Source organism: Sphingomonas trueperi, assembly GCF_040545965.1.
GTDB classification, from domain to species: Bacteria; Pseudomonadota; Alphaproteobacteria; order Sphingomonadales; family Sphingomonadaceae; genus Sphingomonas; species Sphingomonas trueperi_C.
Map to the genome: position 1 here is coordinate 167,124 of NZ_JBEPMV010000005.1, position 16,140 is coordinate 183,263.

Annotated in this window: 15 protein-coding genes; 7 read left to right on the forward strand and 8 right to left on the reverse strand. The window is 66.5% G+C overall.

The window, feature by feature from the left end; genetic code table 11:
• Nucleotides 1–103: 103 nt before the first annotated feature.
• The 3 genes from ABIC35_RS15750 to ABIC35_RS15760 all read right to left on the reverse strand — a co-directional run bounded on the left by ABIC35_RS15750 (nt 104) and on the right by ABIC35_RS15760 (nt 4,570).
• Nucleotides 104–2,614 carry a TonB-dependent receptor gene (locus ABIC35_RS15750; protein ID WP_121073391.1) on the reverse strand — a complete coding sequence of 837 codons (2,511 nt, stop codon included), beginning with the start codon at nt 2,612–2,614 and terminating at the stop codon, nt 104–106.
• A 125-nt stretch (nt 2,615–2,739) separates the two neighbouring features.
• Nucleotides 2,740–3,843: an FUSC family protein gene (locus ABIC35_RS15755; protein ID WP_354278510.1), complete on the reverse strand. Its 1,104-nt coding sequence runs from the start codon at nt 3,841–3,843 to the stop codon at nt 2,740–2,742.
• A gap of 1 nt (nt 3,844) precedes the next feature.
• Nucleotides 3,845–4,570, reverse strand: a complete 726-nt coding sequence (locus ABIC35_RS15760) for a dienelactone hydrolase family protein (protein WP_121073388.1) — start codon at nt 4,568–4,570, stop codon at nt 3,845–3,847.
• A gap of 76 nt (nt 4,571–4,646) precedes the next feature.
• Between ABIC35_RS15760 and gpmA the strand changes: the two genes are divergently transcribed.
• On the forward strand, nt 4,647–5,333 hold the full coding sequence (gpmA, locus tag ABIC35_RS15765) for a 2,3-diphosphoglycerate-dependent phosphoglycerate mutase (RefSeq protein ID WP_121073385.1): 687 nt from the start codon (nt 4,647–4,649) through the stop codon (nt 5,331–5,333).
• Between the two features lie 133 nt (nt 5,334–5,466).
• Here gpmA and ABIC35_RS15770 read toward each other — a convergent pair whose 3' ends face one another.
• The gene (locus tag ABIC35_RS15770; protein ID WP_183049467.1) at nt 5,467–7,014 is read right to left on the reverse strand and encodes an amidase; all 1,548 of its coding nucleotides are present in this window, start codon (nt 7,012–7,014) and stop codon (nt 5,467–5,469) included.
• 161 nt (nt 7,015–7,175) lie between these two features.
• Between ABIC35_RS15770 and ABIC35_RS15775 the strand changes: the two genes are divergently transcribed.
• Together ABIC35_RS15775 and ABIC35_RS15780 are read left to right on the forward strand one after the other, a co-directional pair.
• Nucleotides 7,176–8,054: an AraC family transcriptional regulator gene (locus tag ABIC35_RS15775; protein WP_121073379.1), complete on the forward strand. Its 879-nt coding sequence runs from the start codon at nt 7,176–7,178 to the stop codon at nt 8,052–8,054.
• Nucleotides 8,055–8,490: 436 nt separating this feature from the next.
• The gene (locus ABIC35_RS15780) at nt 8,491–10,380 is read left to right on the forward strand and encodes a ribonucleoside-diphosphate reductase subunit alpha (protein ID WP_121073376.1); all 1,890 of its coding nucleotides are present in this window, start codon (nt 8,491–8,493) and stop codon (nt 10,378–10,380) included.
• 126 nt (nt 10,381–10,506) lie between these two features.
• On the opposite strand, the gene ABIC35_RS15785 is transcribed toward ABIC35_RS15780, so the two are convergent.
• Entirely contained in the window at nt 10,507–10,770 is a 264-nt protein-coding gene (locus ABIC35_RS15785; RefSeq protein WP_084583816.1) for a DUF2171 domain-containing protein, read from the reverse strand.
• 98 nt (nt 10,771–10,868) lie between these two features.
• Between ABIC35_RS15785 and ABIC35_RS15790 the strand changes: the two genes are divergently transcribed.
• The 4 genes from ABIC35_RS15790 to ABIC35_RS15805 all read left to right on the forward strand — a co-directional run bounded on the left by ABIC35_RS15790 (nt 10,869) and on the right by ABIC35_RS15805 (nt 12,937).
• The gene (locus ABIC35_RS15790) at nt 10,869–11,204 is read left to right on the forward strand and encodes a hypothetical protein (RefSeq protein ID WP_121073373.1); all 336 of its coding nucleotides are present in this window, start codon (nt 10,869–10,871) and stop codon (nt 11,202–11,204) included.
• Nucleotides 11,201–11,422, forward strand: coding sequence for a hypothetical protein (locus ABIC35_RS15795; protein ID WP_121073370.1), 222 nt, complete (start codon nt 11,201–11,203; stop codon nt 11,420–11,422). The genes ABIC35_RS15790 and ABIC35_RS15795 overlap by 4 nt, the downstream gene beginning before the upstream one ends.
• A 51-nt stretch (nt 11,423–11,473) precedes the next feature.
• Nucleotides 11,474–12,526, forward strand: coding sequence for a ribonucleotide-diphosphate reductase subunit beta (locus ABIC35_RS15800; protein WP_064310348.1), 1,053 nt, complete (start codon nt 11,474–11,476; stop codon nt 12,524–12,526).
• A 243-nt stretch (nt 12,527–12,769) separates the two neighbouring features.
• Nucleotides 12,770–12,937 carry a hypothetical protein gene (locus ABIC35_RS15805; protein ID WP_183049292.1) on the forward strand — a complete coding sequence of 56 codons (168 nt, stop codon included), beginning with the start codon at nt 12,770–12,772 and terminating at the stop codon, nt 12,935–12,937.
• Between the two features lie 39 nt (nt 12,938–12,976).
• On the opposite strand, the gene ABIC35_RS15810 is transcribed toward ABIC35_RS15805, so the two are convergent.
• Genes ABIC35_RS15810 through ABIC35_RS15820 form a run of 3 tightly spaced genes read right to left on the reverse strand, consistent with a single transcriptional unit; the run spans nt 12,977 to nt 16,088 of the window.
• Complete coding sequence (locus tag ABIC35_RS15810) at nt 12,977–13,603, reverse strand: 2-dehydro-3-deoxy-6-phosphogalactonate aldolase (protein WP_121073367.1); 627 nt, start codon at nt 13,601–13,603, stop codon at nt 12,977–12,979.
• Nucleotides 13,600–14,478, reverse strand: a complete 879-nt coding sequence (locus ABIC35_RS15815; protein ID WP_121073364.1) for a 2-dehydro-3-deoxygalactonokinase — start codon at nt 14,476–14,478, stop codon at nt 13,600–13,602. The genes ABIC35_RS15810 and ABIC35_RS15815 overlap by 4 nt, the downstream gene beginning before the upstream one ends.
• Nucleotides 14,469–16,088, reverse strand: a complete 1,620-nt coding sequence (locus ABIC35_RS15820) for a sodium/sugar symporter (RefSeq protein WP_121079076.1) — start codon at nt 16,086–16,088, stop codon at nt 14,469–14,471. The genes ABIC35_RS15815 and ABIC35_RS15820 overlap by 10 nt, the downstream gene beginning before the upstream one ends.
• Between the last annotated feature and the right edge of the window lie 52 nt (nt 16,089–16,140).

The following is a 16,140-nucleotide window of genomic DNA, read 5'->3' on the forward strand; positions in this document are numbered from 1 at the left end:
GGAGAGGGAATAAGCGCCCTCTCCCTTTGGGAGAGGGAGGGGACCCGCCGCCGAAGGCGGTGGGGAGGGTGAGGGTGACACGCGCCCCCACCCTCTAACCATCTCAGAACCCGGCCGAGAAGGTCAGGAACCACTGGCGCGGGGCGATCGGGTACAGCGAATAGCTGTTGGTCGCCGAACCCACCGAAATGGTCGACCAGCCGCCGACGTCCGCCAGGTTGGTGACGTTGAGGCTCAGTTCGCCCTTCTTTAGCCGCACCATCTCCGCCGGCAGCTTGGCGGCGATTCGCAGCGAGGTGAGGAAATAGGACTTCACGCTGGTGTCGTTGGCATAGGTCGCATAGCGGCGGCCGACATAGTCGCCGGTCACCTGCGCCTCGAACGCGCCGAGCGACAGTGTCGCGACCGACTTGTTCATCCACTTGGGCGAGCCTGGTACCTGCTTGCCGCAGGTCGGCACCACGCCGCCGGTCACCACGCCGCCGCCGATGCAGCCCGGCACGGCCGCGCCGATGCCGGCTGCGGTGGAGCTGTAATCGCTCTGGTAGGTCGAGCTGTTGTACGAAGTGGCGTTGTACAGCGACAGCGCCCGGCCGAAGTGCAGCGTGAAGGCGGCGTCGACGCCGTCGGTGTGCACGCTGCCCACGTTGACCAGGATCGAGGTGCCGCCGGTGATCGCGCCGCCGGCGATGCCGCCCGGGTTGGTGCTGATCGCCAGCAGGCGGTTGCTGAAGGTGACGTGGTAATAGTTCACCTGCGCGTCGAGCCCGCTCAGGACGCCATCGAAGCTGCGATGCGTGCGCACGCCGCCTTCATAGGTCCAGCTCGTCTCGGGCTTGCCCTGCTGGGCGAAGGCGTCGAACGCCGACTGGCTGCCGGTGAACCAGGGCGAGAGCGAGCCGCCGCCCAGATAGGCCATATATTGGTGCAGGTTCTTCTGGACGTTGAAGTAGAGCTGCTCATGGCCGTTGAGGTCATAGGTCGCGCCAACCGAAGGCAGGAACCAGTTCTTGGTGTTGATCCGGCCGCTCGGCAGGTTGCCGGTCAGCCCCGAGAGCGAGCCTGCCTTGGGCTGCACCGGGAACCAGCCGTTCGCCCATTGCGCGCTGGTCTTCACGCCGGCCTCGACGCGCAGCTGCTCGTTCACCTTCCACGCGTCCTGCACATGGAGCTGCAGGACGTTGACGCGCGCCTCGCCCTGATACTGGGTGAACAGCGGGTTGGACGGGCGGATATAGGGGCTGCTGGAAACGGGGTTGTTGACGTCGAGCCCGTACCAGCGGCGCCACTGGGTCGCGCTGTTATGCTCGAACCAGGCGCCGAGCTGGACCTGGTGCGCGCCGAAATCGAGATCGAGGTCGGAGATGCCGCCTTCGCGATCGATACGATATTCCGTGGTGCGGGTCACCAGGCCCGAACCGCCCGTCGCCGCGACCAGCGCCGCCGAGGCATTGGCGTTGGTCCCGTACTTCGGGCCCTTGCCATAATTGGGGTCGAGATAGGCCTGGATCACCGTGATCGACTGGCCGAGCGGCCCCGCCACCACGCCGACGCCGTCGTTATGATGATAATAGCCCGTGTTGGACCAGGTGATCCGGTCGCCCAGCTTGGCGTCGTAGCGGGCATAGGTCAGATAGTCGGTGCGCTGCGCATCCGAGTAATAGTTGCGATAATTGCCGCCCTGCGCGGCCGGCGTATTGCCGAAGGCGTCCATATAGGCGCGCATGCCGGCGAGGTCCGAATAGAAGAAGGGGCGGGTCCGCGGGGTGTAGAGCTGCGCGGCGGTCGCGGTCTTGCCCGGCGAAGGCTGGAAGAAGCTGGTTGCGTCCTCGTTCGGCTCCTTCTTGTCGGAATAGTCGAAGAACAGGGTCAGCTTGCCGGCGGCATTGTCATGGACGAGCTTGGCATTGGCCTGCCAGCCGCCCTGGATGCCGTTGAAGTCCCAGGCGCGGGCGCGCTGGCGGACGCCGGACACATAGGCGCTGTTCTCGCCGCCCGGGCCGAAGGCGCCGCTGTCGAGCCGCAGATAGGTGCGCGAGGTGCCGTAGCTGCCCACCGTCTGGTTGAAGGTGCCGCCCAGCGTCTTGGCCGGATCGGCCGAAAAGGTCTCGACCGTGCCGCCCAGGTTGCTGGTGGACGCGGTGCCGAGATCGCCGGCGCCGGTGGTCACCACCACGCGGCCGACATTCTCCGAGATCACCGCGCGCTGCGGCGACAGGCCGTTATAGTTGCCGTAGCTCTGATCCCCGAGCGGGATCCCGTCCATCGTGTAGCCGAGCTGCTGGAAGTTGAAGCCGTGGATGAAGATCTGGGCGTTCTGCTCGTTGTTCCCCCAGGGATCGGCGGTGATGTAGAGCACGCCCGGCAGCGTCTGGATCGCCTTGAGCGGCGAGACGCCCGGCAGGATCTTCTGGATCTCCTCGGACGAGATCGCGGTCGCCGAGCGCGTCGTCTTCGCGGTAACGACGATGGTGCTGGCGGTTTCACTGTCGCTGCCCCCCTGGTCGTCGGCGGCGACGCTGCTGGTGTCCTGCGCCTGCGCGGGCAGCGCGGCGGCGGCGGTGAGGAAGGCGGCGACGGAAACCGTCGCGCGGAGTGCGTGGTGGAACTTCATGTGGCGACCCCCCAGGTCTGATGTTGCGGTTGCAAGCTGGGGGGCGGCTAGGGTCGCGATGTTTCAGTTCGGCGGCGTTTCGATAAAACTGGCGTGACGTTGCCTTTTTGCTGCGGTCGCGAGACTCACACGCCGCCGGGCTCGTCCAGTCCCTGCCGGCTGGGCGTGACCGGGAGGCGGCGGGGGCCGAGCCAGTGGCCGGCGAGCAGCACCGGCTCCAGCACGGCCATGCCGATCAGCACGGCGATCAGCCGCTCGACGCCCGGCAGCACGTCGCCATCGGCATAGCTGTCCGGCACCAGCATCACGAGTACGGCGAGCGTGAACTGGGTACCGACATAGCGATAGCTGTGCGGCCCGTTCTCGATGCTCCGCCCGATCGCGACGCCAAGCGCCGTGCCCGCGACCAGCACCGGCGCATGGCCCTGGGCGAGGAACAGGCAGGCCGCCGACAGCGCCGCCCCGGCGAGGCAACCGACGAAGCGCTGGGCCAGCCGCGCGCTCACCGGCACCAGCCCGCCCGCGCCGAGCCCATGGACCGGCACCAGCATCACTGCCATCACGCCCACCGCGCTCTGGGCGAGGGCCGGCAGCGCCAGGGCACGCGCCACCCCGATCAGCAGCGCCAGCGCCAGGCCGGCCTGCGCAGCATGGCGGAACGCGGCGGGGTGCCATAGCGTGATCACCGGCGGCGGGGTGGGCGGCGCCGGCCAGCGTCGCCGCAGCGTTAGAGTCGAGACGATACTCACCGTCGCGCAGGCGACCGTCCCTGCCACCGTCTCCAGGATGCGGGTGAGGACGAACTGGTCGAGCGCCGTCGCCGGCGTCTCGATCTTGTCGAGCAGCACCATCGCGAAGGTGAGGCCGAAGAACAGCCAGGCATAAGCCCGCCGCGCGGTAAGCGCGCGGTAGAGGCTGAGCGTGCCTACCACCATCATCGCAAGGGCGCTGCCCATCCAGCTGGTCGCGACGAGCGGCGCCAGGCCCAGCGCAAGCAGTCCGCCCGCGACGGTGCCGACGATCCGCAACAGGCCGCGCAGCACCGTCTCGCTGGCATGGCCGCGCATGACCATATAGCCGGCGAACGCCGCCCAGGCGACATTGTCGCCGCCGATCGCATGCGCCACCAGGATCGCCAGCAGCACGGAGACCACGCACTCGCCGATATCGACGGTGCGCGGGCTGATCCGCGCGATCAGGGCGTTCCAGATGGCTGCGATACGATTCATCTCATCCGAACAGCTCGGCGAGGAAAATGGTCATCGCCTGCCAGCTGCGGCGATCGGCCTTGGGCTCGAAGGCGACCTTGGGATTGTCGCCGCCCTTGCGGCTGACATCAGTGAAGGCATGGCCGGCATGGCCATAGGCGTGGAGCTGCCAGTCGGCGCCGCTCTCGGTCAGCTCCTGCGCGAGCGCGACGGTCGCCTCGGGCGGGGCGATCGGGTCTTCCCAGCCATGGCAGACCAGCAGCTTGGCGGTGATCGGCGAGACGCTGGCATAATCGGGCCGATCATAGACGCCGTGGAAGGAGACGCCGCCGAGGATGGGCAGCCCGGCGCGCGCCATGTCGAGCACGCACTTGCCGCCGAAGCAGAAGCCGATCGCCGCCATGCGGGTGTTATCTGCCTGCTCAAGCTCCGAAAGCGCCGCCAGCGACGCTTCCAGCCGGGCGCGGAGCAGCGCGCGGTCGGCGTTAAGCTCCGCCATGTAGCGGCCGACCTCCGGGTCGCTGAGCGTAGTGCGCTTGCCCTGGCCGTACACGTCGGCGACCAGCGCGACATAGCCGAGCGCCGCCAGCGCATCGGCCTTCACATTATCCTCTTCCTTCTGGCCAAGGATGTTGGGCAGCACCAGCACCGCCGGGCGCTTGCCCGAAATCGCATCGTCCCATGCCGCCACGCCTTCGAATGGGCCGCCCGGGCCATCATAGACCAGCGTCTGTCGAACCAATGCCATGCTTGTCGTCTCCTGCGCTTGTCCCTGTCGCCCCTTTCGCTAAGGACGGCGACGCGCAGTTACAAGGAGATCGCCCATGCCCACCCTCGTCCTGATCCGCCACGGCCAGTCGGCCTGGAACCTGGAAAACCGCTTCACCGGCTGGTGGGACGTGGATCTCACCGAGCAGGGCGTGCGCGAGGCGACCGCCGCCGGCACGCTGATGAAGGAGAAGGGCCTCGATTTCGACCAGTGCTTCACCAGCTTCCAGAGCCGCGCGATCAAGACGCTGCACCTCGCGCTGGAGGCGATGGATCGCCTGTGGCTGCCCGAAGAAAAGGACTGGCGCCTCAACGAGCGCCACTATGGCGGCCTGACCGGGCTCGACAAGGCGGAGACTGCGGCCAAGCATGGCGACGAGCAGGTGAAGATCTGGCGCCGCAGCTTCGACGTGCCGCCGCCGCTCCCCGAGGCGGGCTCGCCCTGGGATCTGACCAAGGACCCGCGCTATGCCGGCATCCCGATCCCGCGGACCGAAAGCCTGAAGGACACGATCGCCCGCGTGCTGCCCTATTGGGAGCAGCGCATCGTCCCCGAGCTCAAGGCCGGCAAGCGCGTGCTGATCGCGGCGCATGGCAACTCGCTGCGCGCGCTGGTGAAGCATTTGTCGGGCATTCCCGATGACGAGATCGTCAGCCTCGAAATCCCGACCGGCCAGCCGATCGTGTACGAGCTGGACGCGGACCTGAAGGAAGTCGAGCGCTATTATCTGAGCGAGCGGTAAGATCCTGACTTAAGCCCCTCCTCCTCGGAGGAGGGGTTGGGGGTGGAGGGATTCCAGACCAGAAGTTGGTCTCTGTGAGACACAGCCCCACCCCAACCCCTCCCCTGAAGGGGAGGGACTTGCGTTCATCCCCTCACCGCCCCCGCGGCCCGAGATCCGCCGGGATCGTCGCGCGATACTGCGGCGCCACCCGCGCCTTGCTCGCCTGCTCGTACGCATAGCCGGTGCGCAGCAGCAGCCCGTCGGAATAGGCCGTGCCGATGAAGGACAGCCCGGCCGGCAGCCCGTTCACCAGCCCCATCGGCACCGTGAGGTGCGGATAGCCCGATACCGCCGGCAACTCGCTCGCCGAGGGGCCGACGAACTGGTCGCCATGCGCCGGATCGCTTAGCCACGGCGTGCCATAGGTCGGCGTGACCAGCACCTGCGCGCCCGCTGCCTTGAGCATCGCATCGATGCCCTCCGCCCCCGCCAGCCGCTGCGACTTGACCCGCGCCGCCTTGTAGTCGGGATCGTCGAGACCCTTGGTCGCCTCGGCCTTGAGGAAGGTTTCCTGGCCGAAGAATGCCATCTCGTCGGCGGCATGCGCTTGGTTGAACGCGATCACGTCGGCCAGCGTCCGCACCTTCACCGCGGCGGGTGTGGTCGCGAGATACGCGGCGAGATCGGCCTTGAGCTCGGTATAAAGCACCAGCCCCTCGGCCTCGCCCAACCCGTCGAGCTTGGGCAGCTTCACCTCCACCAGCGTCGCCCCCGCGGCGCGCAGTTCACCCAGCGCCTTGTCGAAGCGCGCCCCCAGATCGTCCGCCATTTCCGGTCGCCAATAGCCGATCCGCATGCCCTTCAGCGCATCGGCGGTGAGGCCTGCCGTGTAATCCTTGCGATAGGCATTCGCGCCCTTGGTCGCCGGATCGGCAGGATCCTCGCCCACCATCGCGGAGAAGAGCAGCGCGACATCAGCGACACTGCGCCCCATCGGCCCGGGCGTATCCTGGCTGTGGCTGATCGGCACGACACGGGTGCGGCTCACCAGCCCCAGCGTCGGCTTCAGTCCGACCAGCCCGTTCATCGCCGAGGGACAGACCACCGATCCGTCGGTCTCGGTTCCCACCGCCACCGCCGCCAGGCTCGCCGCAGCCGCCGCGCCCGATCCGCTCGACGAGCCGCAGCTGGTGCGATCGAGCGCATAGGGATTGCGCACCAGCCCGCCGACCGCGCTCCAGCCGCTCATCGAATGGTCCGAACGGATGTTCGCCCATTCGCTGAGGTTGGTCTTGCCGAGGATCACCGCGCCCGCCGCGCGCAGCTGCGCCACCACCGGCGCATCGCGGCCGGTGCGGTTGTCCTTGAGCGCGAGGCTGCCGGCGGTGGTCGGCAGTTCCTTGGTCTCGATATTGTCCTTGATCAGTACTGGCACGCCGTCGAGCGGCCCCAGCGGCTTCCCCGCCTTGCGCCGCGCATCGCTGGCGCGCGCCTGGGCGAGCGCATCGGGGCTCACCGCGATCACCGCGCGCAGCGTCGGCCCTTTTCCGTCGATTGCCGCGATGCGGGCGAGATAGGCGGCCGTCACCGCGGCGCTGCTGGTCCTGCCGGACGCCAGATCGGCGGCGATCCTCGTTGCCGGCACCTCCTCGACCTGCACTTGCGCCACCGCCGGACTGGCGGCGGCCAGCGCCAGCATCGCCACACCCCAAGCTCGCATCGCATCCCCCTTTTGTCTGGTTCGCGGGCAGCCTAGCCTGTGCCGAACCAAGCGCAATCCTGCTCGCGGGAACATAGGGCAAGATCAGTCGGGCGGGCCGCCACACCGCCGCATAGGAAGGCGTCGCCACGGAGGAAAAGATGCAGACGCCGCTCGCCCGCTACCATGCCCGGATGCAGCGCGTGCTCGACCATGTCGACGCGCATGCCGAAGAGGAGCTCGACCTGGCGACGCTGGCGGGCGTCGCGGCGTTTTCGAAGCATCATTTCCACCGCCAGTTCAGCGCGCTGTTCGGCCTGTCGGTGCACCGCTACGTCCAGCTCGTGCGGATGAAGCGGGCCTCGTACCGCCTTGCCTATCGGCCGGGTGAGCCGATCACCGGCATCGCGCTCGACGCCGGCTATGAAGCGCCCGAGGCGTTCGCCCGGGCCTTCCGCCAGCGCTTCGGCCAGGCACCCTCGCAGTTCCGCGCGGCGCCGGACTGGCATCCCTGGCACGCGGCCCTCGCGCCGCTCACCCAAGCAAGGAGCCAGACGATGCAGAACCGATTCACCGACGACGTGACGATGCTCGACTTTCCCGCCACCCCGGTGGCCTTCCTCACCCACCGCGGCGACCCCGCCCATCTGGGTGATTCGATCCGCCGCTTCATCGCCTGGCGCAAGACCACCGGCCACCGCCCGCCGGCGAGCGCCACCTACACGATCTTCCACACCGACCCGCGCACCACCCCGCCCGAAGACTATCGCCTCGATCTCTGCGCCGGTGTCGCGCATCCCGTGGCCGACCCTGCTCAAGGCATCGAACCCGGCCTGATCCCCGCCGGCCGCTGCGCGATGCTGCGGGTAGTGGGCCAAGCCGACGACCTCGAACCCGCCGCACTCTTCCTCTACCGTGAATGGTTGCCGGAAAGCGGTGAGGAACCCGGCGACTTCCCGCTCTTCGCCCGCCGCGTCGCCTTCTTCCCCGATGTGCCCGAGAACGAGGCCGTGACCGAGCTGTATCTGCCCATCAAATAGCGCCTATGGTGCAGCTTGTGCCGTCACAGCCACCAGCGGTTGTGGCGGCAGTGATTCATCCCCCAAAATTTATTTGCAGTTCCATGTTCGTTCCCTTGCCTTTTGCGGAGGCAAGGAAGGTCCGTGCGTCGCGCGCTTTCAACGGCGGCGGCGGCGCCACGAGCCGAGTCATTTCAGCGACGAGCCGTTGCAATCCTCCGTGATTTCCGCTCTTGTGCCCGAACTCGGATTGGCACAATCTGTAGTGGTCGCACCAAGGGGCAAGCCCAAGCACTGGTAACTCATCGTTCGCATCCCCAAATGCGGCATGGGTAAATTCGTGCCGGGCGCCGGGCCGATGGACACTTTTTGTTCTCGCGCAAACCCGGCTGGTGCTACGATTGCTACCGTGCCCCGAGTCGGTTGTTGCCTGATGCAGAAGACAGGGGTCCGAGGTATGGAATTCAGAGATAGTGAGACCAGCGTGAACGAGACCGCCACCATCGAAGCCGCCCCCGCCAGCAAGGCGCTCGACAGCAAGGCGATCGTGCCGCAGCCCTATCCGGTCGAGGTCGATCATGCGCGCGACGCGCTGCTCACCGATTTCGGCAAGGAGACGCTGAAGGACCGCTATCTGCTCCCCGGCGAAAGCTATCAGGACCTGTTCGTCCGCGTCGCCTCGGCCTATGCCGACGACCAGGCGCACGCCCAGCGCCTGTACGACTATATCTCCAAGCTGTGGTTCATGCCGGCCACCCCGGTGCTGTCGAACGGCGGCACGGGCCGCGGCCTGCCGATCAGCTGCTATCTCAACTCGGTGCCCGACAGCCTGGACGGCATCGTCCAGACCTGGAACGAGAATGTCTGGCTCGCCTCGCGCGGCGGCGGCATCGGCACCTATTGGGGCAGCGTGCGCGGCATCGGCGAGCCGGTGGGCCTGAACGGCAAGACCAGCGGCATCATCCCCTTCGTCCGCGTGATGGATTCGCTGACGCTGGCGATCTCGCAGGGCTCGCTGCGCCGCGGCTCGGCCGCCTGCTATCTCGACATCTCGCACCCCGAGATTGAAGAGTTCCTCGAGATCCGGAAACCCTCGGGCGACTTCAACCGCAAGGCGCTCAACCTGCACCACGGCGTGCTGATCCCCGACGCGTTCATGGAAGCGGTGCGCGACGGCGCCGAATGGCAGCTGAAGAGCCCGAAGGACGGCTCGGTTCGCGCCACGGTGGATGCGCGCGCGCTGTTCCAGAAGCTGGTCGAAACCCGCCTCGCCACCGGCGAGCCGTACATCGTGTTCTCGGATCACGTGAACTCGACCATGCCGAAGCACCACCGCGATCTGGGCCTCAAGGTCTCGACCTCGAACCTGTGCTCGGAGATCACGCTGCCCACCGGCCGCGACCATCTCGGCAATGATCGCACCGCGGTTTGCTGCCTGTCCTCGCTCAACCTCGAAACCTGGGACGAGTGGAACAAGGACAAGCTGTTCATCGAGGACGTGATGCGCTTCCTCGACAATGTGCTGACCGACTATATCGAGCGCGCGCCCGACGAGATGGCCCGTGCCCGCTATTCGGCAGCGCGCGAGCGCTCGGTCGGCCTCGGCGTGATGGGCTTCCACAGCTTCCTTCAGGCGCGCGGCATTCCGTTCGAAGGCGCGATGGCGAAGAGCTGGAATATGCGCATCTTCAAGCATGTCAGCGCACAGGTGAACGAAGCCTCGATGGCACTCGCCGTCGAGCGCGGGCCTTGCCCGGACGCCGCCGACATGGGCGTGATGGAGCGCTTCAGCTGCAAGATGGCGATCGCGCCGACCGCGTCGATCTCGATCATCTGCGGCGGCACCAGCGCCTGCATCGAGCCGATCCCGGCCAATATCTACACCCACAAGACGCTCAGCGGCTCCTTCTCGGTGCGCAATCCGTATCTGGAGAAGCTGCTCAAGGAGAAGTCGAAGAATTCCGACGCGGTGTGGAATTCGATCCTCGAGCAGGGCGGCTCGGTCCAGCACCTCGACTTCCTGACGCCGGAAGAGAAGGACACGTACAAGACCAGCTTCGAGATCGACCAGCGCTGGATCCTGGAACTGGCGGGCGATCGCGCGCCGTTCATCGATCAGGCGCAGTCGCTCAACCTGTTCATCCCGGCGGACGTGGAAAAGTGGGACCTGCTGATGCTCCACTTCCGCGCCTGGGAGTTGGGCATCAAGTCGCTCTACTATCTGCGCTCGAAGTCGGTGCAGCGCGCCGGCTTTGCGGGCGGGGTCGAGGCCGACAACACGATCGAGAAGCCCAAGTTCGATCTGGGCGAATCGACCGATTACGACGAATGCCTGGCCTGCCAGTGAACCTCGGCGATGCAGCGGCGGTCCACCCTCTTGCCCTCCTCTCCCGCATCGGGAGAGGCAGGGGCTCGTGCTGAGGCACGAGAGGAAGCGGTGAGGAAGGCATGTGCCTCCTCACCGCCCGCGGCGTTACGCCTCTTCTTCGAACAGCTCGGCCGCAACGTCGGCATTGGCCGACAGGCGGACCTTGTCGCCCTCGACTTCAGCGACCAGGCCGCCGGGGAGATAGTGGTGGTGCCCTTCATGGCTGCCGGTGGCGCCTTCGACCTGCGCACCCGAATCCTTCTTGGTGAGCTTGATGCGGTCGCCATCGACATGGTCGACGGTGCCGACATGGACGCCGTCCGCGCCGATGACTTCCATATGCTCCTTGATTGCGCTCAGATCTGCCATGGGTCTTCTCCTACTTGGGGTTCGCGCACCGAACGCACGCGGTCGCGAAACGATGCACATTGCACCAAGGGACGTCTGCCATACGCAGGGATAGCCGCATGAAGATCCGCACCGCCTTCGCCCTTGCCCCCCTCGCCCTGCTCGCCGCCTGCGCACACCAGGTGCCGAGCGCGGTCGCCCCGCAAGCCCCGGGCTTCCTGCTCGGGCTGTGGCACGGCTTCATCTTCCCCGTCGCCTGGGGGCTGTCGCTGCTGTTCCCGGAGGTCGCGGTCTATGCGGTGCCCAACAATGGCGGCTGGTATGATTTCGGCTTCTTCATCGGCGTGGTGTTCCTCGGCGTCGGCGCACAGGGTGGCCGCAAGGTCGTCTATCGCGAGCGCGTCGTGGTGCGCGATGGGATGAAAACCGTCCGCGGACGGGTAATCGACCAATGACACGCACGCTTGCCCTCCAGGCCGGCCTCGGCATCGCTTCGGGCACGGCAGGACTGATCGTCCTCCTCCGCCCCTCTGCGGCGCGGGGGCTGCTGCGCTTGGAGGCCAGCGAGCCGGCGACCTATGCGCTGCGGATCGGCGGCATGATGCTGGTCGCGCTCGGCCTGTTCCTCACCGGCTTCGCGCTGGCCTTTGCGAGTGCGGGAGGGGTCACATGACCTCCGTCGCCGCCCATTTTCAAGTTTAAGAATTCTGCCGGAGTATCCTCAATGTCGCTTCTCGAAGCCCGCAAGACCTATAAGCCCTTCGAATATCCCTGGGCCTATGAATATTGGAAGCGCCAGCAGCAGGTCCACTGGCTGCCGGAGGAAGTGCCGCTGGGCGAGGATTGCCGCGACTGGGCGCAGAAGCTGACCGATCACGAGCGCAACCTGCTCACCCAGATCTTCCGCTTCTTCACCCAGGCCGACGTGGAAGTGCAGGATTGCTACCACGAGAAGTACGGCCGCGTGTTCAAGCCGACCGAGATCAAGATGATGCTCACCGCCTTCTCCAACATGGAGACGGTGCACATCGCGGCGTACAGCCACCTGCTCGACACGATCGGCATGCCCGAGACCGAGTACAGCGCCTTCCTCCAGTACAAGGAGATGAAGGACAAGCACGACTATCTGAGCACCTTCGGTGTCGATACCGACGAGGATATCGCCAAGACGCTGGCGATGTTCGGCGGTTTCACCGAGGGCCTGCAGCTGTTCGCCAGCTTCGCGATGCTGATGAACTTCCCGCGCTTCAACAAGATGAAGGGCATGGGCCAGATCGTCACCTGGTCGATCCGCGACGAGAGCCTGCACTGCGAGGGCATCATCAAGCTGTTCCACACCTTCTGCAAGGAGCGGAACTGCATGACGCCGAGCGTGCGCGACGACATTCTGGACATGTGCCAGAAGACCGTGCGCATCGAGGACGCGTTCATCGACCTGGTGTTCGAAATGGGCCCGGTGAACGGCATGACGCCCAAGGACATCAAGAAGTATGTCCGCTTCATCGCCGATTGGCGCCTGGGCCAGCTGGGCCTCAAGCCGATCTACATGATCGACGAGCATCCCCTGCCCTGGCTCGCCCCGCTGCTCAATGGCGTCGAGCACGCCAATTTCTTCGAGACGCGCGCTACCGAATATTCGAAGGCGGCGACGCGCGGCCAGTGGAACGAGGTGTGGGACAGCTTCGACAAGCGCCGCCAGGCCAAGACCAGCACGATCGCCAACGAGGACGCGATCGAAGGCGACATGTTCGCCAAGGCGGGGATCGCGGCGGAGTAACCAGCGAGCTTGCTCGCGGCCGAGGCAAGCCTCGGCCGCGAGCAATTTTCACGCAGTAGAAAGGAGGCGAAGAACAATCAGCTTGATTGGGCGGGCTACACGAAGACACGGAAGTCATGGTTTTTGAGGCAATTCAGGACGGCGGAAGAATAGACCGAAAAGGCGGTCAGACTCTCGAATCCTTCATACGACGGCTTCTTCATGATTGGGATGTAGCCATTCACCATCATTGAAGGACAAATCATGAACGCAGACATCTTCCTCGACAATCGAGGTTCATGGCAGTGGGAAGTGGTAGACGGAGATGGAGTCTATCTCCGGTCAGACCGCCATTTTGACTCTCAAGCAGAAGCTCTGCGCAATTTGAGAGAAGAAACTCACTTGCTTAACCCAACAGTTCGCCTGAACTGACAACAGCGGGCGGGAGGGCAACCTCCCGCCCGTCCGCGATCAAGCTCCGAGCGCGGCGACGAACGCCCGCGCATTGGCGCCGACCTGTTCGGCGGTCATCCCCACCTTGTAGAGCGCCGAGCCCAGGCCGAAGCCGGGCGCGCCCGCGGCGATCCACGGCGCCATCGTGTCGGGCGCGACGCCGCCCACCGGCAGGATCCGCGCCTCGGTCAGCACCGCGCGCATCGCCTTGAGCACCGTCGGGCTCGCCGCCTCGGCTGGGAACAGCTTGAGCGCGGTCGCGCCTGCGTCGAGCGCCGCGAAGGCCTCGCTCGGGGTCATGATGCCGGGCAGCGAAACCAGCCCCGCCGCCGCGCTCGCGCGGATCACGTCGAGATTGGCGTTGGGCGAGATGATCATCGTGCCGCCGGCGTCGGCCACGGCCTGCACCTGCTCGACCTTGAGCACCGTGCCCGCGCCGATCACCGCGCGGCCGGCGAAGCGCTTGGCGAGACGCGACACGCTCTCCAGCGGTTCGGGCGAGTTCATCGGCACTTCGATCAGCGTGAAGCCGGCCGCGACCAGTTCGTCACCGATCGCCTCGACCTCGTCTGGCTTCACGCCGCGCAGGATCGCGATCAACGGGCAACGGGCGAAGGCGGCGTCGAATTCGGCGATGTGGCTCATGCAATCTGCTCCGCAATGGCAAGGATTCCCGCGACGAACGCGTCATGGCTGCTGGCGATGACCGCCTCGCGGCCCTGCGCGCCGATCGCGGCGGCATAGAGGCCGCCCAGCATCGGGTCGGCCAGGATATGGACGGTGTCGTGCCCGGCATGTTCGAGCCGCGCGGCGACGTCGCTGCCGATCAGCAGCCCGCTGGCGAAGGCCGCCGCGTCGGCATCGTCGCGCACGCCCAGCATCTTTGCGGCGCGAATGCCGAACAGCGAGGCGGCGAGGTCGCGCTTGCGCCCCTCCTCCACGCCGGCATGGAAGGCGGGGCCGACATGCACCTCGCCGCCGAGCTGGGCTGCGAGCAGGCCATGCTTGCGAAGCGTGGCGAACAGTTCGCCGGTCATCGCGGTGGTGAAGTCGGCGATGCGACCGCCCGCCATCTCGACCCATTTGCAGTGCGTGCCCGGCTGGACGAGCAGCGCGTTCGCAGGCGCCAACCCCGCACGTACCGCGCCGAGCAGCTGGACCTCCTCGCCGCGCATCACGTCCGGCCGGCCGGTGACCATGGTCGAGACGCCCGGCACGATCGCACTGCGCTCCTCCACCCAGAGCAGCCCGCCCGCCAGCTCGGCGATGCCCGCCGGTGCCGCGACATAGGGCGCCGGCGCCCAGCCGATATTGGCGCCGACCATGCCCGCCATCAGCAGCGGCAGGTCGCCGTGCCTGGCGCGGATCCCGGCAGCCTCGGCGGCGAAGTCCGTCACCGAAGTCACGCCCTTGTCGTCGCGCTCGGTGTGGGTGACCGCACCGTTCTCCACGAGGAAGACGCGGCGGTTGGTCGTGCCCCAGTCGACCGCGAGGAAGGAGCCCGAGAAGCTTACCACCATGTCGCGTACAGCCCGATCAGGATCAGAATGATCACCACGGCGGCGATGTTGAAGCCGGTGGTGGTGTTGAAGCGCACGCCTTCCATGCGGATGCGGTTGCTGCCCCCTGCCGCGGGTCGGGCCAGCGAGACGATCACCGCCAGCGCCAGCGAGGCGAGGAAGACGATGCCCATGCGGTTGATGAACGGAACCGCATTCAGCGCTTCGATGCCGCCCCACTTCGCCGGGAACCAGAAGACGAAGCTGAGCACCACCGAGGCGACGGCGCCGACCAGCGCGCCCGCCTCGGTCGCGCGCGGCCAGAACAGGCCGAGCAGGAAGATGACGGTGATGCCCGGCGTCACGAAGCCGGAGAATTCCTGGATATACTGAAACGCCTGATCGAGGCTGCCGAGCAGCGGCCGCGCGGTGAACATCGCGATGATGATCGAGACCACCGCGGCGATCCGGCCGACGCGCACGAGATGCGTTTCATAGCCCGCCTTGTCCACGCCGTCCTCCGCGCGGCTCTGCACGCCCTTCAGCTTGGCATAGATGTCGAGGGTGAAGATCGTCGCGATCGAATTGATCTTGGAGGCGGTCGACGCGATGATCGCCGCGATCAGCGCCGCGAAGACGAGGCCGAGCAGCCCGGTCGGCAGCAGCGCCATCATCGTCGGGTATGCCTGATCGGGCTTGGCGAGATTGGGGGCCAGCACCACCGCGGCGATGCCCGGCAGCACGATAACGACGGGCATCAGCAGCTTGAGGAAGCCCGCGAACACCACGCCGCGCTGCGCCTCGGCGAGGCTCTTCGCCGCCAGCGCGCGCTGAATGATATACTGGTTGAACCCCCAGTAGCTCAGGTTCGCGATCCACATGCCGCCGACCAGCACGGCGATGCCGGGCAGATCCTTGTAGTGCGGATTGTCGGGCGAGAGGATCATGTCGAAATGGTCGGGCACGCGCCGCGTCAGCTCTTGGAAGCCCCCGATCACGCCGCTGTCGCCACCGATCTTGGTCAGCGTGAGGTAGGCGACGACGAGGCCGCCCAGCACCAGCAAGGTCACCTGGACGATGTCGGTCAGCGCCACCGCCTTGAGGCCGCCGCGCAGCTGGTAGAGCAGCGCAAAGGCGCCAAGCCCGATCAGCGCCACGTCCTGGTTCACGCCCGCCACCTGGGTGACGGCGATCGAGCCCAGCCAGATAATCGAGGTGAGGTTCACGAACACGTACAGGATCAGCCAGAACACGGCCATCACGGTGCGGATGGTCGGCCCGAAGCGTTGCTCCAGGAACTGCGGCATCGTGTAGATTTCGTTGCGCAGGAAGATCGGCAGGAAGAACTTGCCGACGATCAGCAGGGTCAGCGCCGCCATCCACTCATAGGACGCGATGGCGAGGCCGATGGCATAGCCCGATCCCGACATGCCGACGATCTGCTCGGCCGAGATGTTCGCCGCGATCAGCGAGGCGCCGATCGCCCACCAGGGCAGGTTCTTCGAGGCAAGGAAATAGTCGCTCGAATCCTTGGTGGCGCCCGCCTTGTCGCGGCTCACCCATTGCGCGAGGCCGAAGATGCCGATCGCATAGACGATCACCACGATCAGATCGATGTTGGATAGACTCATGCCCACTCCTGCCGGTGCCGGCGCGAGCGGCATGGCCCGCGCGTCTTGCCCC